The following is an 18205-nucleotide window of genomic DNA, read 5'->3' on the forward strand; positions in this document are numbered from 1 at the left end:
GCGGGAAATCGCGCGGCGGGCGCCGCCGAGCGTTGCGGTCAGAGGCGCATCGCTCCCGGCAGGCTGACCACCTTGGCCTGGCGCTGGATCGGCGCCGGGCGGCGGAGGACGCGCAGCATCTCGTTGGCCTGGGCCAGCTGTTTCTCCAGGTCGGCGAGATAGCGCTCGAGCACCTGACCGCGCTGGCGCACCTGCCGGGAGCGCTGGGCCAGCTCGCGCAGTTGCAGCATGTGACCCTCGAGCGCCTGCTTGTGCTCCAGGGCGTGCTGCAGCAACGGCGTCAGCGCATCGCTCGCCCATTGTTCGGCGGCCTGGCGCAGGCGCCGGTGCAGGCCGATAACTTCCTGGGCAAGGGTGGCGAAGAAGCGCCGGGTCAGCGCGCGCTGTTCGGTGAATAGGGTTTTCGGGTGCAGGCGGAACTGGTCGGCCTTGACCCGCAACTGGTGCAGTTCGCGCAGGTAGCGGCTGGCGTCGAAGCGCGGCGCGTCGATCCCGTGCAGCGGGTTTTCTTCGTTGTGCCGCCGGTAGAGGGCGCCGACCATCTTATTGGCCATCTCGGCCTCCTGCTGCAGATGGTGCAGGTCGGTGTCCACCGCATCGAAGAAGCCGAGGATCGCCTGGCCGATGCCCAGCGTGGTCCAGCTACCGGTGAGGTTGCGGCGAACGTCCTGCAGATGCTGCTCCAGACGCTCCGGGCGCGACGCCGCGCGCAGCAGATTGCCCTGGCGCTTGAGCAGGCGCTGGTTGGTCTTCAGGGTGAGCAGGCGCTTGTGGTGGCGAGCGTGCTCCTGGCGGGTGCGCGCGGTCAGCTCGAACAGCAGCTGGCCGTCGTCCTGCTGACGGCTGCCGAGCAGCGCCTGCTGTTCGCGGGCTTTTTCCAGGCGCAGCTGCAGCACGTGCTGGCTGTTGTGGAGCAGGCCGAGCACCTGGTTGACCACCTGGTCTTCGAGCAGCCGCTCCTTCTGCGCGACGATGCGCTCGCAGAGCAGTTCCTCAAGTTCGCCCAGCCGGCTGCGTTCGAGCAGCGCGCGGTCGCCGCGGACCTTGGCCAGCAGCGCCTGCTTGGCCGAAAGCGGCAGGATATCCTGGACCTCGATGCCGAGCTGGCCGGCGCTGGTAGCCTGGATCTGCCGGATGCTGGCTTCGACGAAGCCCTCGCCGGCGAGGTCGTCCCACAGCGTGTCGATCTTGTTCAGCACGGCGAACAGGCTGACCGGGGTGTCGTCGTCGATCTGCCGGATGTGCTGTTCCCAGATGTCCAGGTCGCTGGCGCTGACACCGCTGTCGGCGGCGAGCAGGAAGATGATCGCCTGGGCCCCGGGCAGCATCGACAGGGTCAGCTCCGGTTCGCTGCCCAGGGCGTTGAGGCCGGGCGTATCGAGGATGCGCAGGCCCTGGCGGAGCAGCGGGTGATTGATGTGCACCAGGGCGTGACGCCAGGCCGGCACCAGCACTTCACCGGGCCGGCCGCTGGGCTCCAGGGCGTCGGGGTGGAAGCCGAGGGCGATCGCCTGTTCCACCGGCACCGGCTTGGACTGCGCCAACTGGGCGAAGGCCTGGGCCATGTTGTCCGGATCGCTGGCATCCAGCGGAATGTTCACCCAGTGCCGCGGAAGCCGCTTGAACTGCGCCACGCGGGTGGCGGAGATGCGCGTCTCGATCGGCAACAGGCGGATGTAGGGACGCTCGGAGCGCGGGTCGAAGAACAACTCGGTGGGGCACATGGTGGTGCGCCCGGCGCGCGAGGGCAGCATGCGCTGGCCGTATTGGGAGAAGAACAGGGCGTTGATCAGCTCGCTCTTGCCGCGCGAGAACTCGCCGACGAAGGCCAGGGTGATGTGGTCGGTGCGCAGCAGCCGCAGCGCGCGCTCGAGCCGGGCCTCCACCGCGTCGGAACCGAGCCGGTTGCTCGCCAGCCAGCTGCGGTAGCGGATGATCTCGCGGATCAGTTCGCGCTTCCATCCGACGTAGGCGTCCACCTGCTGGCTGAGGCGTTCCATGCTCATTCGATGCATCCTGATGGCGGTGTGCGAGAGGCGCGATGCGGCGGCGCCCCTGGATTATGGGAAGGCCGACGCAGGGCTTCAACGCGGCGCCGGCATCGCCCGGCCGTAAGGTCGCTCAGGCGGGGCGAGCGGTCAAACCGGGGAGCGCCGGCAACTGCCGGGGCTGGCGAATACGCACGCGCTTCTGGCGGTTCAGTTCGCCACTTTCCAGGCTGACCTGGCTTTTCGACACGCCGAACGCCTCGGCGAGGAAGGCCAGCAGGTGGGCATTGGCCTTGCCTTCCACCGGCGGGGCGGTGAGGCGGATCTTCAGCCGGTCGCCGTGCAGCCCGGCGAACTCGTCGCGGCTGGCCTTGGGCTGCAGGTGACAGGCGAGGAGCAGGTCCTCGCCGTCCCAGCGGAAGTACGCGCCGCTCACATGAACGGACTGAGGATTTTCGGCATTCCCGTCATCGCCGCGAGGTTGTTGATCACCAGCATGTCGATCAGGTTCAGCGCGATGAAGGCGAAGATCGGCGACAGGTCGAGCCCGCCGAGGTTGGGCAGGACGCGGCGGATCGGCGAGAGCAGCGGCTCGCAGATCTGGTTGACCAGTTCGGCGGCCGGGTTGCGCGTGCCGGGCGCGACCCAGGACAGGATCACGCTGATGATCAGGGCGAAGAAGAACACCTTCATGAACAGCGAGGTGACGCCGATGATCGCCCAGATCAGCACCTGCAGGAGGAAGCCGCCGACGCCGTAGCCCATCAGGATCAGGGTGATCACCATCAGTAGCATCTGCACCAGGATCGCCAGCACCAGCGAGGCCAGGTCGACCCCGCCGAAGCCGGGAATCACCTTGCGCAGCGGGCGCAGCAGCGGCTGGGTGGCGCGCACGATGAACTGGCTCATCGGGTTGTAGAAATCGGCGCGGACCATTTGCAGGATGAAGCGCAGCAGGACGATCAGCAGATAGAGGCTGCCAAGCGTTTGAATCACGTAGATGGCGGCGGTGTTGAGACCGGTCATCGATAGCTCCTTATTGACCCAGTTGTTCGGCGAGTTCGGCGGAGCGCTGCGCGGCGGCGTCGAGCGCCTGCTGCACCAGCGCGTCGAATCCGCCCGTCTGGAACGCGGTGATGGCCGCTTCGGTGGTGCCTTTCGGCGAGGTGACGCGACGGCGCAGTTCGGCGGCCGGCACATCACTTTCACTGGCCATGCGCGCGGCGCCCAGGGCGGTCTGCAGGGTCAACCGGGCGGCGGTTTCACGCGGCAGGCCGAGCTGTTCGCCGGCGGCGGTCATCGCCTCGATGAGCAGGAAGAAATACGCCGGGCCGCTGCCGGAGACGGCGGTGACCGCGTCGATCAGGCGTTCCTCGTCGAGCCATTCCACCAGGCCCACTGCGGACAGCAGTTGCTCCGCCTGGCCGCGCTGCTCGGCGCTGACCCGCGGGTTGGCGTACAGGCCGCTGGCGCCCTGGCGCAGCAGCGCCGGCGTGTTCGGCATGCAGCGCACCAGCGGGCGTTCGCCCAACCAGCTTTCGATGCTCGCCGCGGTGATTCCGGCGGCGATCGAGACGATCAGCTGGCCATCGCGCAGATTCGGCGCCAGCGTCAGGCAGACGCTCTTCATCACCTGCGGCTTGGTCGCCAGGACGATCACGTCGGCGCCCTCGATGGCCTCGGCGTTGCTCTCGAACAGCGCGATGCCGTGCTCGGCCGCGACGCGCGCGCGGGCATCCGCGCCGGGATCGCTGGCGCGGATGCGCTCGGCCGGAACGCCCTGGGCGCGCAGGCCGCCGATCAGGCTGGTGGCCATGTTGCCGGCGCCGATGAAGGCGATGCGGGGACTGCTCATGCGGGGTTTCCTTTGTCGGAGGGGGTGGCCTGCGGATAATCGCGCGCGCCGAACAGCGCTGTGCCGATACGAACCCAGGTCGCGCCTTCGGCGATGGCGGCTTCGAGGTCGTGGCTCATGCCCATGGACAGCGTGTCCAGCGGCAGGTCGAGTTCTTCGCCCAGCGTGCGCAGGCGAGCGAAGGCGGCGCGCTGCACGGTGAGATCGTCGCTCGGCTCGGGAATCGCCATCAGCCCGCGCAGGCGCAGGTTGGGCAGCGCGGCCACGGCCGCAGCCAGCGCCGGTAGTTCTGCAGCGGCGCAGCCGGACTTGCTGTCCTCGCCACTGACGTTCACCTGCAGGCAGATGTTCAGCGGCGGCAACCCGGCGGGGCGCTGCGCGGAAAGACGTTCGGCGATCTTCAGGCGGTCGACCGAGTGCACCCAGGCGAAATGCTCGGCGATGGGCTTGGTCTTGTTCGACTGGATCGGCCCGATGAAATGCCAGGTGAGCGGCAGGTCGGCCAGCTCGCGCTGCTTGTCGAGGGCTTCCTGCAGGTAGTTCTCGCCGAAATCGCGCTGCCCCGCGGCATAGGCTTCGCGTAGCGCGGCGGCGGGTTTCGTCTTGCTCACGGCGAGCAGCGAAATACCCTGGGAATCCCGCTGTACGGCCTCTGCCGCCCGACGGATGCGCGCGCCGACCTTTGCAATATTCTCTGCTATCGTGGACATTACTTGCGCTCTGCGACCCGCTTTAGAGGTCCGGCATTCTATCAGGCTGTCGGAAAGCGTAGCGAGCGAAGGTCGGGCTTCCCGCCCCGCCCGCCCCGCCTTCCTGTCGAAGCCATCTGCTCGTTCGTGATTGGGGATTTCCATGGATATTACCGAGCTGCTTGCCTTCAGCGCCAAGCAAGGCGCCTCGGACCTGCACTTGTCGGCCGGTCTGCCACCGATGATCCGCGTCGACGGCGACGTCCGCCGGATCAACCTGCCGGCGATGGAGCACAAGCAGGTGCACGCGCTCATCTACGACATCATGAACGACAAGCAGCGCAAGGATTACGAGGAGTTCCTCGAGACCGACTTCTCCTTCGAGGTGCCCGGCGTCGCGCGTTTCCGGGTCAACGCGTTCAACCACAACCGTGGCGCCGGCGCGGTGTTCCGGACCATTCCCTCCAAGGTCCTGACCATGGAAGACCTGGGCATGGGCGACACCTTCAAGAAGATGGCCGACGTGCCGCGCGGCCTGGTGCTGGTCACCGGCCCGACCGGTTCGGGCAAGTCGACCACCCTGGCGGCGATGCTCGACTACCTGAACAACACCAAGTACCACCACATCCTCACCGTCGAGGACCCGATCGAGTTCGTTCACGAATCGAAGAAGTGCCTGGTCAACCAGCGTGAGGTACACCGCGACACCCTCGGCTTCAACGAAGCGTTGCGCTCGGCCCTGCGCGAAGACCCGGACATCATCCTGGTCGGCGAGATGCGCGACCTGGAAACCATCCGTCTGGCGCTGACCGCGGCGGAAACCGGCCACCTGGTGTTCGGCACGCTGCACACCACCTCGGCGGCCAAGACCATCGACCGGATCGTCGACGTGTTCCCGGCCGAGGAGAAATCCATGGTTCGCTCGATGCTTTCCGAGTCGCTGCAGGCGGTGATCTCGCAGACGTTGCTGAAGAAGATCGGTGGCGGTCGCGTCGCGGCGCACGAAATCATGATCGGTACGCCGGCGATCCGTAACCTGATCCGCGAGGACAAGGTCGCGCAGATGTATTCGGCGATCCAGACCGGCGGTTCGCTGGGCATGCAGACCCTCGACTCGTGCCTCAAGGGGTTGGTCGCCAAGGGCCTGGTATCCCGCGAGAACGCCCGCGAGAAGGCCAAGACCCCGGAAAACTTCTGAGGCCGCGGGCTGACATCCCGTCCTTTCCACCGATCCAGCCAGAACGGAGCTGCACGTGAGCGAGCCCATGGAATTCGAAAAACTGTTGCGCCTGATGGTGGAGAAGGGCGCATCCGACTTGTTCATCACCGCCGGTGTAGCGCCGTCGATGAAGGTCAACGGGCGCATCCTGCCGGTGACCAAGACGCCGATGTCGCCCGAGCAGACCCGCGAGACCGTGCTCGGCGTGATGAACGAGCAGCAGCGCCGCGATTTCGCCGCCCAGCACGAGTGCAACTTCGCCATCAGCGCCCGCGGTGTCGGGCGTTTCCGCGTCAGCGCCTTCTACCAGCGCAACCTGGTCGGCATGGTGCTGCGGCGGATCGAGACCAACATCCCGACCATGGAAGACCTGCGCCTGCCGGAAATCCTCAAGAAACTGGCGATGACCAAGCGCGGCCTGGTGATCTTCGTCGGCGCCACCGGCACCGGTAAATCCACCTCGCTGGCCTCGATGATCGGTTACCGCAACAAGAACTCCAGTGGCCACATCATTTCCATCGAGGACCCGATCGAGTTCATCCACCAGCACCAGAGCTGCATCGTCACCCAGCGCGAAGTGGGCATCGACACCGAATCCTTCGAGGTGGCGCTGAAGAACACCCTGCGCCAGGCACCGGACGTGATCATGATCGGCGAGGTGCGGACCCGCGAAACCATGGACTACGCCGTGGCCTTCGCCGAAACCGGCCACCTGTGCCTGGCCACGCTGCACGCCAACAACGCCAACCAGGCGCTGGACCGGATCATCCACTTCTTCCCGGCCGACCGGCAGCAGCAGGTGTGGATGGACCTCTCGCTGAACCTGCGCGCCATCGTCGCCCAGCAACTGGTGCCCACGCCGGACGGCAAGGGCCGCCGTGCGGTGATCGAAGTGCTGCTGAACACCCCGCTGGCCGCCGACCTGATCCGCAAGGGCGAAGTGCACGAGCTGAAGTCGCTGATGAAGCGCTCGACCGAGCAGGGCATGCAGACCTTCGACCAGGCGCTGTTCAACCTCTACAACCAGGGCGAAATCACCTACGAGGATGCGCTGGCCTACGCCGACTCGGCCAACGACCTGCGCCTGATGATCAAGCTCGGTTCGGAAACCGACGGCGATCACCTCACCAGCGTGTCCCAGGGGCTGTCGCTGGAAGTCAGCGACGACGATCCGGGCCGGCGCTTCCGCTGAAGTTCACGGTTCGCAGCTTCGTAGGGTGGGCTTCAGCCCACCCAGGCTGCGTCGGGCACGGCGCCACGCGGGTTGCGCCCCTAGGTCGCCATGACTTCCTGTAGCTCGCTCGCCTGCCTGAGCGCCTCCGCCAGTTCGGCGAAACGCTGCTCGCCGGCATCTGCGGCGCGCAGCACCGCGGCGGGATGAGGCGCCACCAACACCCAGCGGCCCTGATGGGCGAAAGCCCGGCCGGCGAAATCGGCCAGGCGGACGCGTTGCGGGTCGTGGATTTCCAGCAGCGACGCCAGCGCGGTGCGGCCCAGGGCAACGATCACCTGCGGCTGCACTTCCTCCAGCTCCTTGCCCAGCCAGCCGCGGCAGGCCTTGATCTCGGCCGGTTTCGGCGTGGCGTGCAGGCGCGTGGCGGCGCGCCCGGCGCCGCCGCCGCGGGGTTCCCACTTGAAGTGCTTCACCGCGTTGGTGAGGTAGACGTCCTCCCGCCGCAATCCGGCCTCGGCGAGGGCGCGCGCCAGCACCTGGCCGGCGGGGCCGATGAAGGGTTTGCCGGCCAGGTCTTCCTGATCGCCGGGCTGCTCGCCGAGCAGCATGATCCGCGCCCGCGGCGGACCCTCGCCCGGCACCGCGCGGGTCGCGTTGCGCCAGATGTCGCAGTTGCGGCAGCTTTCCAGCGAGCTGGGCAACGGCCGCTCGGGCTGCGCCTTCTCGCGGGCGATCAGTACCTGCCGGCCGTCCTGCTCGCCCACCGTAGCAGCCTGCGCCAGGCGCTGCTGCCCGGCGCGCGCCTGGCTCATCAGATCGGCGATCAGCGGGCCTTCCGGAAGGTTCTTCCAGAAGCGTGCCGGCATGTGCCCGCGCATCACCTTCTGGTTCAGTCGGGCCGGATTGAAGGTGCTTGCGTAGTAGGCCTGCCAGAGCCGTTCGCCATCGTCGCGGATACCTTCGGCGAAGGCGCGCAGCTCGGCCGGGCAGCCCTCCTGCTGGTAGTGCACGCGCGTGCCGTCGAAATGCGCGGCCCCGTCCGGCGTGGCGATCAGCCAGGTGCTGCGGCCCATGCGTTCGGCGAAGTGTTCGGCGCCGAGGTCGAGGACGTCGTGGGCCGGCTCGTGCCAGGCGACGAACTGCGGCGCGCCGAGGGCGGCGTCGCGCTGGCGGAAGCGCAGGAACGCGTGCATGTGGTGGGCTTCGCGGCGCACCGCCTTGACCCGCCGCTGCAACACGGCGCCGTCGACATCACCGGCGAGCATGGCGCTGCGGTCGCCGCCGGTGACGCGCCAGAGCACGCGGTAGAGCAGCGCCCAGCGGTCGTCGGCGCGAAAGCGGGCGGCGCTTTCCAGCAGTTCCGGCAATTCCCGGGGGACCTTGAGTGCGGCGCGCGTGACGGCGTAGCGCGGCGGCTCCTCGCCGACCGCGGCGAACAGGTCGTCGCAGGCGCTATCCACCTGCCAGGTCAGCGTGTGTGGTGCGACGCCGTCCTCGAGCAGCGTCCGGCACTCCTTGCGCCAGTCGGCGAAGCGGCCGGAGAAGCGCACCAGGCGCATCACCACAGTGCCATCTGCGCCGGCGTGTCGCTCAGCGCGCGGCGCAGCGTGGCGGACTCGAACCCGTCACTGCGCGGCCGGTAGTCCTGCACCACGATGAATGGCTTGAGCTTGTCCATTGAACAGCGCATGCGCACCAGATCGTCGTAGCGGATGCGCCGCTCGCGCCGGAGCAGGGCCAGGCGCTTGGCGTTGCGCACGCCGATGCCGGGCACGCGGGCGATCAGCATCGGTTCGGCGCGGTTGAGGTCCACCGGAAACTGCGCGCGGTGATTCAGCGCCCAAGCCAGCTTGGGGTCGATGTCCAGCGCCAGGTTGCCGGGGCCGGCGAGCAGCTCCTCGGTATGGAAGCCATAGCCGCGCAGCAGGAAATCGGCCTGGTACAGGCGGTGTTCGCGCAGCAGCGGCGGCGCTTGCAGTGGCACCGTGGTGGGGCTCTGCGGGATCGGACTGAAGGCGGAGTAGTAGACGCGCTTGAGCCCGTAGGCGCCGTACAGCCGTTGCGCGGTGTCGAGGATGGTGCGGTCGTCGGTGGCATCGGCGCCGACGATCATCTGCGTGCTCTGCCCGGCCGGAGCGAAGCGCGGCGCGCGGGCCTCGCTGCCGGCTTCCTCGACGCCGAGGCGGATCGCGCCCATCGCCTGGCGGATGGTGCGGCCGTTCTTCTCCGGCGCCAGGTGCACCAGGCTGTCCTCGGTGGGCAACTCGATGTTCACGCTCAGGCGGTCGGCGTAGCGCCCGGCCTGGGCGATCAGCAGCGGGTCGGCGTCGGGAATCGTCTTCAGGTGGATGTAGCCGCGAAAGCCGTGGTCTTCGCGCAGGCTCTGGGCGACGCGGGTCAGCTGCTCCATGGTGTAGTCCGAGGAGCGGATGATGCCGGAGCTGAGGAACAGCCCGCTGATGACGTTGCGGCGGTAGAAATCCAGGGTCAGGCGGACCACTTCCTCGGGCGTGAAGCGCGCCCGTGGCACGTTGCTGGAGCGCCGGTTGACGCAGTACTGGCAGTCGTAAAGGCAGAAATTCGTCAGCAGGATTTTCAGCAGGGCGACGCAGCGGCCATCCGGTGTGAAACTGTGGCAGATGCCCGCGCCATCGGTGGCGCCCAGGCCGTCCTTGCCGCGGGAGCTGCGCTTCGGTGCTCCGCTGCTGGCGCAGGAAACGTCATACTTGGCAGCATCGGCCAGCACGATGAGCTTGTCGGTGATGTCCATGATCTTTACCAAATACTGTATTTAAATACAGTATTCGTACAATTTCCCGCGCCTGCAAGCAAAGGGCGGCCCCGGTCGTCGGCGCACCGAAAATCGCTTCACTCCAGAGGAATAGCCATGCAACGACAGGACACGCACAGCAAGCTGATCGGTTATCTGCTGTGGATCTTCGGCTTCACCGGCGCGCACCGCTTCTACTACGGCAAGCCGGTCACCGGGACGATCTGGTTCTTCACCTTCGGCCTGTTCTTCGTCGGCTGGATCATCGACTTCTTCCTGATTCCGGCGATGGATCGTGAGGCCGACCTGCGCTTCAACGCCGGCCCGACCGATTACAACGTCGCCTGGCTGCTGCTGACTTTCCTCGGTCTGTTCGGCGTGCACCGCATGTACCAAGGCAAATGGATTACCGGGGTGATATACCTCTGCACCGGCGGCCTTTTCCTGGTCGGCGTGCTCTACGATTTCTGGACGCTGAACGATCAGGTGTCGCTGCGTAACGCACGGCGCAACTGAACCTGCGCGGGCCCAGCGGCAAGGCGATGGAGCAAAGCTTCTCCTCTGGCAGTCCTAGTTCCTGAGACGGCGACATTTGTCATTGTCAGAGACCAGGATGCGATCCGAATGGAGCGTTTTTTCAATACGCTGGTGCTTTTGCGCCGGCAACTATGGATTCTTCCGGCGCTGATCAGTACGTTCGGCTTTACGCTAGCGGCGCTGATGTTGTTCCTCGACTATCGCTGGCTCGACTTGCAGTACTCCAAACTCTGGTGGCTTTACAGCGGCGATGCCGGCAGCGCCAGCAACCTGCTCGGCACGTTTCTCTCTGGCATGATGACCATCACCTCCCTGGTGGTCTCGCTGACCTTCGTCACCCTGACCCTGGCGGCTAACCAGCTCGGCCCGCGGCTGATCCTCAATTTCATGGGCGACCGACAGATCCAGTCGGTGCTCGGCCTGTTTCTGGCGACCATCTTCTATCTGATCGTGATCCTGCGCAGCATCGACGGCAGCCGCGGCGATGCGGGCGTGCCGGCGCTGTCGATCGGCGTGGCCAGCCTGCTGACCCTAGCGTGCCTGTTCGCCCTGCTGTTCTACGTGCATAAGATCGCTCGCTCCACGATTGCCGATACCGTCGTCCAGCAGGTGGCTCGGGAGCTGATGCAAGCGCTGCGCGAGCGGCTCGAAACGCTGCCGCCGGTGCCGCCAGAACCCCTTGCCGATCTGCCGCCCTGCCGAGCAATGCTGAGCCTTGATCGTCCGGGCTACGTGCAGATGATCGATTATTCCGTACTCAGGGCCTGGGCCAAGCGCAACGATGCCGTGCTGGAAGTGCAGGTTCGCGCCGGACACTACCTGCTCCGGCGCGGCGAGCATGTGCGCGTGTTCGCCTCGCAGGCTGTGGATGAGGCGTCCTTGGAGGAGCTGCGTGACGCCATCATCATCGGCGAGGAGCGAAGCCCGACTCAGGACTTGGAATATTCGATCCGACAGATGGTCGAGATCGCCCTGAGGGCGCTGTCGCCGGGCATCAACGACCCCTTCACGGCAATCGCGGTGATCGATCGACTGGGCAGCGCGCTGGAAGAGATTCTCGGCCGGCAGGTCGAGAGTCGTCGATTATTCGACGACGACGGCCAACTGCGGGTGATCGCCGCCCGGTCCGACCTTCAGGGTCTGGCAGACGCCTGCTTCGACCAGATTCGCCAGGCGGGTGCGTCGAACCCAGCGGTGCTGATCCGCATCGCCGATGTGCTCGGCAGGCTGGCCCCGGCGTGCGAGAACGATGCCGCCCGGGTGGTACTGGCGCGGCATCTTGAACGAGTCGACGAGCTGGCACCTGCCGCTGGCCCCGGTGCGGCGGACCATCGCGCCGTGGCCGAACGCGTGGCTGCCGCCTGCGCGCAGTTACGCGAGGCGGTGGGTTACGACGGCACGCGGGCGGCTCGATAGGTGAGATGGCCGTCGACCAGCGTGTAGCGCACCGCGCCGGGCAGCGCGTGGCCGAGGAACGGGCAATTCGCGCCCCTGGAGTGCCAGGCCTCGCCGGCCAGGGTGCTGGCCGCGGGGTCGAACAGCACCAGGTCGGCGGCGGCACCGACGCGCAGGCTGCCGGCGGGCAGGCGCAAGGCGGCGGCGGGACCGTTGCTGAGCCGGGCGATCAGGGTGGGCAGGTCGAGCAGGTCGTCCTGCACCAGGGTCAGCGCCAGCGGCAGCAGCAGCTCGACGCTGCTGATGCCCGGTTCGGTGGCGCCAAACGGGGCCAGCTTGGCGTCCGCCTCGTGCGGCTGGTGGTGGCTGGAAATCGCCGAGATCACGCCGCTTTTGAGCGCCTCGCGCAGCCCCGCGCGGTCGGCGGCGGTACGCAACGGCGGTTGCACGTGGTAGAGGCTGGAGAACTCGGCGAGGGCCTCGTCGGTGAGGATCAGCTGGTACAGCGCCACGTCCGCCGTCACCGGCAGACCGCGGGCCTGGGCCTCACCGATCATCTGCGCGCCGCGGGCGCTGGTCAGCTGGCTGAAATGGGCGCGCACGCCGCTCTGTTCCACCAGAAGCAGGTTGCGCGCCAGGGCCACGGTTTCCGCGCTCTCCGGGATTCCCGGCAAGCCGAGGAAGCTGGCGGTCGGGCCTTCGTGGGCGAGGCCGCCCTCGGCCAGGTCGGCGTCCTGGGAATGCAGAACCACGGTCAGGTCGAAGGTCGCCGCGTACTCCAGCGCGCGGCGCAGGTTGCGGTTGCTCGGGAAGTTGGTCAGGCCGTTGCCGAAGGCCACGCAGCCGGCGTCGCGCAGGGCGACCAGCTCGGCGAGCTGCTCGCCGGCGAGGTTCTTGGTCAGCGCGCCGATCGGGAAGACCTTGCAGTGACCGGCCTCGCGGGCGCGGTCGAGGATCAGTTCGGCGACGGCCGGGGTATCCAGAACCGGGCGGGTCAGCGGTGGGCAGCACAGGCTGGTGACGCCACCGGCGGCCGCAGCCAGGGTTTCGCTGGCGATGCTGCCCTTGCGGCTGTAGCCGGGCTCGCGCAGGGCGACGGAAAGATCGACCAGGCCCGGTGCGGCGACCAGCCCGTGGGCGTCGATCCGGTGTTCAGCGTCGAAGCCGGCCGGCGCGGCGCCGATGGCCTTGATCCGGCCGTCCTCCAGGTACAGGTCGGCCACGCCGTCGTGGCCGCTGGCCGGGTCGATCAGGCGGGCGCCGAGGATGTGGGTACGCATCAGAGCTGCTCCTCGGTCTGCTGGTTGAGCTGGCGCTGCGCGGTCTGTCCGCTCATGGCCATGGACAGCACCGCCATGCGCACGGCGATGCCGTAGGTCACCTGGTTGAGGATCACCGAGTGGGCGCCGTCGGCCACTGCCGACTCGATCTCGACGCCGCGGTTGATCGGCCCCGGGTGCATCACGATGGCATCCGGGCGGGCCAGTGTGAGGCGCTGCTCGGTGAGGCCGTAGAGGCGGTAGAACTCGCCCTCGCTGGGCAGCAGGCCGCCCTGCATGCGCTCGCGCTGCAGGCGCAGCATGATCACCACGTCGACATCCTTGAGCCCTGCGGCGAGATCGGTGAAGACGCGCACGCCGTATTGCTCGATACCCACTGGCAGCAGCGTCTTCGGCCCGATCACGCGGATGTCCGGGCAGCCGAGGGTCTTCAGCGCGAGCATGTTGGAGCGCGCCACCCGCGAGTGCAGGACATCGCCAACAATGGCCACCGAGAGGTTCTCGAAGCCGCCCTTGTGGCGGCGGATGGTGAGCATGTCGAGCATGCCCTGGGTCGGGTGCGCGTGGCGGCCATCGCCGCCGTTGATGATCGCCAGGTCCGGGCAGACGTGCTCGGCGATGAAGTGTGCGGCGCCGGAGTCGGCATGGCGCACGACGAAGATGTCGGCAGCCATCGCCTCCAGGTTGCGCAGAGTGTCGAACAGCGTCTCGCCCTTGCTGGTCGAGCTGGTCGAGACGTTCAGGCTGATCACGTCGGCGGACAGCCGCTGCGCCGCCAGCTCGAAGGTGGTGCGCGTGCGCGTGGAGTTCTCGAAGAACACGTTGCACACGGTCTTGCCGCGCAGCAGCGGGACCTTCTTCACCGCGCGCGCGCCGACCTCGAGGAAGGAGTCGGCGGTGTCGAGGATTTCCGTAAGCAGCTCGCGCGGCAAACCGTCGAGCGAAAGGAAGTGACGCAACTGGCCCTGATCATTGAGCTGCAGTGAGCGCTTGGCGGCGTTAGACATGGAGGTGGCCTTGTCAGGAGGCGGAGAGGGTCTTGGACTCGAGCGCGAGCGGCGCGGGGCCGGTCAATTTTACCCGCTGGTCGGGGGCCAGCGACAGGGTGGCGCCAAGCACGTCGGCGCGGATCGGCAGCTCGCCGGCCTCCAGGTCGAGCAGGCAGACCAGCGTCACGCTGGCCGGGCGGCCGTAGTCGAACAGCTCGTTGAGTGCGGCGCGGATGGTCCGGCCGGTCATCAGCACGTCGTCGACCAGCACCAGGTGCTGGCCCTCGACCTCGAACGGTAGGGCAGACGGACGCACCTGCGGGTGCAGGCCGTTCTGGCTGAAGTCGTCGCGGTAGAAGGACACGTCCAGCGTGCCCAGCGGCGCGTCGCTGCCGAGTTCAGCGAGCAGCGCCTGGGCGACCCACACGCCGCCGCTGTGGATGCCGATGAAGCGGGGCTCGGTGATGCCGCGATCGGCCAGGTGGCGCTGCAGGTCGCGGGCCATCTGCGGTAGCAGGTCGGCGGGGTTGGGCAGGTTCATGGCGGTCTCCGTACAGAATTCTTGGTTGCGACGATCGGCCACCGTGGCGCGTCGTCCTAGCCGGCGTTTTGCTCCAGCCAGCCTTCCAGCAACAGGGCGGCGGCGAGGGCATCCACCGGATTGTCGCGATAGCCGCCCCGTTGGCCCTGGGCCAGGCGCTGGCCCTTGGCCTCGAAGGTGGTCAGGCGCTCGTCGTGGGTGTGCACCGGCAGGTTGAAGCGGCCGTTCAGGCGCCTGGCGAACTTCTCCGCGCGGGCGCTCATCTCGCTCGGCGTTCCGTCCATGTTCAGCGGCAGGCCGACGACGATGGCGTCAGGCTGCCACTCCTTGATCAGCGCTTCGACCTTCTGCCAGTCAGGCACGCCATTCTGCGCCTTGAGCACGCAGAGCTCGCGCGCCTGGCCGGTGATCGCCTGGCCGACCGCGACGCCGATCTGCTTGGTGCCGTAATCGAAGCCGAGCAGCAGGCGCGGTGCGCTCATGCGTGGCCGGCCTGGGAAGTGAGCAGCGCGAGGTTGATGCCCAGGTGCGCGGCGGCGGCGTCCAGGCGACGTTCGGCCGGCGTCCGGAAGAGGATGTCGAGGTCCACCGGGCAGCTGAGCCAGGCATTGTCGACCAGTTCGGCCTCCAGTTGTCCGGCTTCCCAGCCGGCATAGCCGAGGGCGATCAGGCTCTGCGCCGGGCCGTTGCCTTCGGCGATGGCGAAGAGCACGTCCTGCGACGTGGACAGCGACAGTTCACCGAGCGCCACGGTGGCCTGGTAGACCTCGCCCGCCGGATGCAGGACGAAGCCGCGATCGGTCTGCACCGGGCCGCCGGTGAAGATCGCGATGTCCGCACAGCGCGGCGCCGGCTCGCTTTCCGGGCGCAGCTGTTCGAGTACGTCGGCGAGGCTGAGGCCGTTCGGGCGGTTGATGATCAGGCCCATGGCGCCCTGATCGTTGTGCTCGACCAGGTAGATGACCGTCTGCGCGAAATTCGGGTCGGCCATGTGCGGCATGGCGATCAGGAGATGGTGCTTGAGGTAGCTGGGTGCGTCGATTTTCATGTCGCCTAGTTTCGGGTTTCGTTCCTCGGGCCACAAGGGGCGAACGCGGTCGGCATGTGTACGAGGCGCGGGCGGCGCTAGCGGCTGGACAGCTTGTCGCCGCGCTCGAAGCGCCAGGTGCGGATGATTTCCAGGCGATCGATGTCGGCCAGGTCACCACTGAACGGCGCGAAGGGCGCCGCCAGCCGGACGATGCGCAGGGCGGCCTGGTCGAGCACCGGCTGGCCGGAAGACTCCAGTACCTGCACTTCGTAGAGCGTGCCGTCGCGGTTGATCGACACCAGCAGGCGCAGGCTGCCGTATATGCGCTGGCGGCGGGCATCGTCCGGGTAGTTGAGGTTGCCGACCCGCTCGATCTTCTTGCGCCAGTCGTCCTTATACCAGGCGCCCTTGTCGCGCATGGTCGAGGCGGCGTTGAGGCGATGGATCTTCGGCCGCTTGGCGTACAGCTCGCGCTGGGTGGACAGCTCGGCCTCGAGGCTGGCGATCTCGCTGCTCAGCTGCGCACTGTCGAATGTCGGCGCTTTTTTCGGCACGGGGTCCGGCTCCGGCTGGCGCTGTTCGCGCTTGGCCGGGGTCTTCTCGGCCTTCGGCTTGGTGGTCGCGACAGCCGCCTTGGGCGCCTCGGCGGGCGCCGGAGCGGCCTTCGGTGCGCTGGGCGGCGCGACCTTGTTGATCTGGGTGTCCTGGAACGGCGCCTGTTCGGTGGTCTTCGGTGTCGCCTTGTGGTCCAGCGAGCCGCTGCCCTGCTGGTTGTCCTGGGCGAGGAAGTCGGCCTCCTTGGGCTTGGTCTCGCTCTTGAAGGTCGACAGGGTGATTTCCAGCGTCTTGCTGATCTGCTCGGGTTCGGCGAGGGTAAAACCGACGCCGAGGATCAGCGCGATGTGCAGCACGGCGGCGACGAACAGCGTGAAGCCCAGCCGGTCCGCCGGGCGAACAGCGGTGCGTTGGAGGGCGGGCGGTAGGCTGGCTGCGTTCATCGGGGCGTCGGTGGATCGCGGTAGCCGCGCAGTCTGAACAGGCGTCGCGGAAATGTCCACGCGGCCGGCGCCGTGGTCCTTTCTGCGACCCTTGCCGCGCCGGGTGGAGGGCACGAGCGGTTGCCGCCTCAGCCGCGGCCGAGCTTGGCGGCGATCGACTGCATCAGGCGTTCGCCGATGCGGGTGTCGTAGGCCTTGTCGATTTCGCGGATGCAGGTCGGGCTGGTGACGTTGATCTCGGTGAGGAAATCGCCGATCACGTCGAGGCCGACGAACAGCAGGCCGCGCTCGCGCAGGAACGGACCGACCTGGGCCGCGATCCAGCGGTCGCGTTCGCTCAGCGGCCGCGCCTCGCCACGCCCGCCGGCAGCGAGGTTGCCGCGCGTCTCGCCAGCGGCCGGGATGCGCGCCAGGCAGTACTCCACAGGCTCGCCGTCGATCATCAGGATGCGCTTGTCGCCTTCCTTGATCGCCGGGATATAGCGCTGCGCCATGATCTGCCGGGTGCCGAGCAGGGTCAGGGTCTCGAGGATCACCGACAGGTTCGGGTCGCCCTCGCGGTGGCGGAAAATCGAGGCGCCGCCCATTTCGTCGAGCGGTTTGAGAATGACGTCACCGTGCTCGGCGACGAACTCGCGCAGAATGTCGGCCCTTCGGGCGACCAGGGTCGGCGGCGTGCACTGCGGAAACTGGGTGGCGAAGAGCTTCTCGTTGCAGTCGCGCAGGCTTTGCGGACGGTTGACCACCAGCGCGCCGGCCTTTTCGGCCTGCTCCAGCAGGTAGGTGGCATAGATGTACTCGCTGTTGAACGGCGGATCCTTGCGCATCAGGATTACGTCCAGCTCGCCCAGCGGCATGTCGACGTCGGCCTCCAGCTCGAACCAGCGCTCGGGGTCGTTGAACACCTTCAGCGGGCGAACGCGGGCGCGGGCCTGTTCGCTGCGCTGATAGAGGTCCTGCGGCTCCATATAGAAGAGCGACCAGCCGCGCGCCTGGGCGGCCAGCAGCATGGCCAGCGAACTGTCCTTCTTGAAGGAAATTCGCGCGATGGGGTCCATGACAATCCCGAGGCGAACGCTCATGTGGGGGTATCCTCCGCGGTGGCAAAGAGGCGGCAACGAGGGGCCGCGAGGCTGGATCGTGAGGCGCCAAGGGTGGCGCTGCAACCCGCCCCGGTCAAGGAAAAACCTTGCGCGTCCGGGGCTTATAGATTGCATGTGGAGAGTGTGCTAAAACAGCTCGGCGATCGGGTCGCAACCCGTCATCGGCACGGTTCTGGCGTACCGGAATAGCAATGCAACGACTCACCGAGGCGATGGTAGGGCAGACATGGAACAGCATTCCGACGGTTTGAAGGTGATGGTGATCGACGACTCGAAAACGATTCGTCGCACGGCGGAAACCCTGCTCAAGAAAGTGGGTTGCGACGTGATAACCGCGGTGGACGGTTTCGATGCGCTGGCCAAGATTGCCGACAGCCATCCCAGCATCATCTTCGTCGACATCATGATGCCTCGGCTCGACGGCTATCAGACCTGTGCGCTGATCAAGAACAACAGTGCCTTCAAATCCACACCTGTGATCATGCTGTCGTCCAAGGACGGCCTGTTCGACAAGGCCAAGGGCCGCATAGTCGGCTCGGACCAGTACCTGACCAAGCCTTTCAGCAAAGAAGAACTGCTCGGCGCGATAAAGGCTCACGTACCGGACTTCACTCCGGTGGAACACGCTTCCTGACGT

19 protein-coding genes are annotated in these 18205 nt (G+C 67.2%); 5 read left to right on the forward strand and 14 right to left on the reverse strand.

Annotation, left to right across the window (positions count from 1 at the left end):
* Positions 1–38: 38 nt before the first annotated feature.
* From QMX85_RS08625 to QMX85_RS08645, 5 genes are all read right to left on the reverse strand, one after another.
* The gene (locus QMX85_RS08625) at positions 39–2006 is read right to left on the reverse strand and encodes a dynamin-like GTPase family protein (protein WP_282339867.1); all 1968 of its coding nucleotides are present in this window, start codon (positions 2004–2006) and stop codon (positions 39–41) included.
* A 115-nt stretch (positions 2007–2121) separates the two neighbouring features.
* On the reverse strand, positions 2122–2424 hold the full coding sequence (locus QMX85_RS08630; protein WP_282339869.1) for a DUF167 domain-containing protein: 303 nt from the start codon (positions 2422–2424) through the stop codon (positions 2122–2124).
* On the reverse strand, positions 2421–3014 hold the full coding sequence (locus tag QMX85_RS08635; RefSeq protein ID WP_273233774.1) for a YggT family protein: 594 nt from the start codon (positions 3012–3014) through the stop codon (positions 2421–2423). Before QMX85_RS08635 ends, QMX85_RS08630 begins: the two co-directional genes overlap by 4 nt.
* Positions 3015–3024: 10 nt before the next feature.
* Positions 3025–3843 (reverse strand): pyrroline-5-carboxylate reductase, encoded by an 819-nt coding sequence (proC, locus tag QMX85_RS08640; RefSeq protein ID WP_282339873.1) that lies wholly within the window; start codon positions 3841–3843, stop codon positions 3025–3027.
* Entirely contained in the window at positions 3840–4553 is a 714-nt protein-coding gene (locus tag QMX85_RS08645; RefSeq protein WP_282339875.1) for a YggS family pyridoxal phosphate-dependent enzyme, read from the reverse strand. Before QMX85_RS08645 ends, proC begins: the two co-directional genes overlap by 4 nt.
* A 142-nt stretch (positions 4554–4695) precedes the next feature.
* On the opposite strand from QMX85_RS08645, the gene pilT reads away from it, so the two are divergent.
* Both pilT and QMX85_RS08655 read left to right on the forward strand, forming a co-directional pair.
* A complete protein-coding gene (pilT, locus tag QMX85_RS08650; RefSeq protein ID WP_090224879.1) occupies positions 4696–5730 on the forward strand; it encodes a type IV pilus twitching motility protein PilT in 1035 nt (344 codons plus the stop codon).
* A gap of 67 nt (positions 5731–5797) precedes the next feature.
* Positions 5798–6943, forward strand: a complete 1146-nt coding sequence (locus QMX85_RS08655) for a PilT/PilU family type 4a pilus ATPase (protein ID WP_282339879.1) — start codon at positions 5798–5800, stop codon at positions 6941–6943.
* 80 nt (positions 6944–7023) lie between these two features.
* Here the strand turns inward: QMX85_RS08655 and QMX85_RS08660 are convergent, their stop codons facing one another.
* Together QMX85_RS08660 and QMX85_RS08665 are read right to left on the reverse strand one after the other, a co-directional pair.
* On the reverse strand, positions 7024–8484 hold the full coding sequence (locus tag QMX85_RS08660; RefSeq protein WP_282339882.1) for a UdgX family uracil-DNA binding protein: 1461 nt from the start codon (positions 8482–8484) through the stop codon (positions 7024–7026).
* A complete protein-coding gene (locus tag QMX85_RS08665) occupies positions 8484–9695 on the reverse strand; it encodes a putative DNA modification/repair radical SAM protein (RefSeq protein ID WP_282339885.1) in 1212 nt (403 codons plus the stop codon). Before QMX85_RS08665 ends, QMX85_RS08660 begins: the two co-directional genes overlap by 1 nt.
* Positions 9696–9812: 117 nt before the next feature.
* Here QMX85_RS08665 and QMX85_RS08670 point away from each other — a divergent pair, with 117 nt between their 5' ends.
* Both QMX85_RS08670 and QMX85_RS08675 read left to right on the forward strand, forming a co-directional pair.
* Positions 9813–10211 (forward strand): TM2 domain-containing protein, encoded by a 399-nt coding sequence (locus tag QMX85_RS08670; protein ID WP_282339887.1) that lies wholly within the window; start codon positions 9813–9815, stop codon positions 10209–10211.
* Positions 10212–10319: 108 nt separating this feature from the next.
* On the forward strand, positions 10320–11648 hold the full coding sequence (locus QMX85_RS08675) for a DUF2254 domain-containing protein (protein WP_282339889.1): 1329 nt from the start codon (positions 10320–10322) through the stop codon (positions 11646–11648).
* On the opposite strand, the gene QMX85_RS08680 is transcribed toward QMX85_RS08675, so the two are convergent.
* The 7 genes from QMX85_RS08680 to gshB form a co-directional block, all read right to left on the reverse strand.
* Positions 11621–12907, reverse strand: coding sequence for a dihydroorotase (locus tag QMX85_RS08680; protein WP_282339892.1), 1287 nt, complete (start codon positions 12905–12907; stop codon positions 11621–11623). The genes QMX85_RS08675 and QMX85_RS08680 overlap by 28 nt on opposite strands.
* Entirely contained in the window at positions 12907–13914 is a 1008-nt protein-coding gene (locus QMX85_RS08685) for an aspartate carbamoyltransferase catalytic subunit (protein ID WP_282339894.1), read from the reverse strand. The genes QMX85_RS08680 and QMX85_RS08685 overlap by 1 nt, the downstream gene beginning before the upstream one ends.
* Before the next feature lie 13 nt (positions 13915–13927).
* A complete protein-coding gene (pyrR, locus tag QMX85_RS08690) occupies positions 13928–14437 on the reverse strand; it encodes a bifunctional pyr operon transcriptional regulator/uracil phosphoribosyltransferase PyrR (RefSeq protein ID WP_282339896.1) in 510 nt (169 codons plus the stop codon).
* A 56-nt stretch (positions 14438–14493) separates the two neighbouring features.
* Entirely contained in the window at positions 14494–14919 is a 426-nt protein-coding gene (gene ruvX, locus QMX85_RS08695) for a Holliday junction resolvase RuvX (RefSeq protein ID WP_090224888.1), read from the reverse strand.
* Positions 14916–15485 carry a YqgE/AlgH family protein gene (locus tag QMX85_RS08700; RefSeq protein ID WP_282339898.1) on the reverse strand — a complete coding sequence of 190 codons (570 nt, stop codon included), beginning with the start codon at positions 15483–15485 and terminating at the stop codon, positions 14916–14918. Before QMX85_RS08700 ends, ruvX begins: the two co-directional genes overlap by 4 nt.
* Positions 15486–15562: 77 nt before the next feature.
* Complete coding sequence (locus QMX85_RS08705; protein WP_282339899.1) at positions 15563–16465, reverse strand: energy transducer TonB; 903 nt, start codon at positions 16463–16465, stop codon at positions 15563–15565.
* A 128-nt stretch (positions 16466–16593) separates the two neighbouring features.
* Complete coding sequence (gene gshB / locus QMX85_RS08710; protein WP_282339900.1) at positions 16594–17547, reverse strand: glutathione synthase; 954 nt, start codon at positions 17545–17547, stop codon at positions 16594–16596.
* 247 nt (positions 17548–17794) lie between these two features.
* Here gshB and pilG point away from each other — a divergent pair, with 247 nt between their 5' ends.
* Positions 17795–18202 (forward strand): twitching motility response regulator PilG, encoded by a 408-nt coding sequence (pilG, locus tag QMX85_RS08715; RefSeq protein WP_090224895.1) that lies wholly within the window; start codon positions 17795–17797, stop codon positions 18200–18202.
* Positions 18203–18205: the final 3 nt, after the last annotated feature.

This window comes from Pseudomonas sp. PS02288, from assembly GCF_029959715.1.
Taxonomy (GTDB): domain Bacteria; phylum Pseudomonadota; class Gammaproteobacteria; order Pseudomonadales; family Pseudomonadaceae; genus Pseudomonas_O; species Pseudomonas_O kuykendallii.

Excerpts from the sequence above, each read along its gene's own strand:
- proC (WP_282339873.1), bottom strand. The coding sequence starts at position 3,843 with ATGAGCAGTCCCCGCATCGCCTTCATCGGCGCCGGCAACATGGCCACC.
- QMX85_RS08635 (WP_273233774.1), bottom strand. The coding sequence starts at position 3,014 with ATGACCGGTCTCAACACCGCCGCCATCTACGTGATTCAAACGCTTGGC.
- QMX85_RS08670 (WP_282339887.1), top strand. The coding sequence starts at position 9,813 with ATGCAACGACAGGACACGCACAGCAAGCTGATCGGTTATCTGCTGTGG.
- QMX85_RS08660 (WP_282339882.1), bottom strand. The coding sequence starts at position 8,484 with ATGCGCCTGGTGCGCTTCTCCGGCCGCTTCGCCGACTGGCGCAAGGAG.
- QMX85_RS08655 (WP_282339879.1), top strand. The coding sequence starts at position 5,798 with ATGGAATTCGAAAAACTGTTGCGCCTGATGGTGGAGAAGGGCGCATCC.
- pilT (WP_090224879.1), top strand. The coding sequence starts at position 4,696 with ATGGATATTACCGAGCTGCTTGCCTTCAGCGCCAAGCAAGGCGCCTCG.
- ruvX (WP_090224888.1), bottom strand. The coding sequence starts at position 14,919 with ATGAGCGCACCGCGCCTGCTGCTCGGCTTCGATTACGGCACCAAGCAG.
- QMX85_RS08705 (WP_282339899.1), bottom strand. The coding sequence starts at position 16,465 with ATGAACGCAGCCAGCCTACCGCCCGCCCTCCAACGCACCGCTGTTCGC.
- QMX85_RS08685 (WP_282339894.1), bottom strand. The coding sequence starts at position 13,914 with ATGTCTAACGCCGCCAAGCGCTCACTGCAGCTCAATGATCAGGGCCAG.
- pilG (WP_090224895.1), top strand. The coding sequence starts at position 17,795 with ATGGAACAGCATTCCGACGGTTTGAAGGTGATGGTGATCGACGACTCG.
- QMX85_RS08665 (WP_282339885.1), bottom strand. The coding sequence starts at position 9,695 with ATGGACATCACCGACAAGCTCATCGTGCTGGCCGATGCTGCCAAGTAT.
- QMX85_RS08625 (WP_282339867.1), bottom strand. The coding sequence starts at position 2,006 with ATGAGCATGGAACGCCTCAGCCAGCAGGTGGACGCCTACGTCGGATGG.
- gshB (WP_282339900.1), bottom strand. The coding sequence starts at position 17,547 with ATGAGCGTTCGCCTCGGGATTGTCATGGACCCCATCGCGCGAATTTCC.
- QMX85_RS08700 (WP_282339898.1), bottom strand. The coding sequence starts at position 15,485 with ATGAAAATCGACGCACCCAGCTACCTCAAGCACCATCTCCTGATCGCC.
- QMX85_RS08680 (WP_282339892.1), bottom strand. The coding sequence starts at position 12,907 with ATGCGTACCCACATCCTCGGCGCCCGCCTGATCGACCCGGCCAGCGGC.
- QMX85_RS08675 (WP_282339889.1), top strand. The coding sequence starts at position 10,320 with ATGGAGCGTTTTTTCAATACGCTGGTGCTTTTGCGCCGGCAACTATGG.
- QMX85_RS08645 (WP_282339875.1), bottom strand. The coding sequence starts at position 4,553 with ATGTCCACGATAGCAGAGAATATTGCAAAGGTCGGCGCGCGCATCCGT.
- pyrR (WP_282339896.1), bottom strand. The coding sequence starts at position 14,437 with ATGAACCTGCCCAACCCCGCCGACCTGCTACCGCAGATGGCCCGCGAC.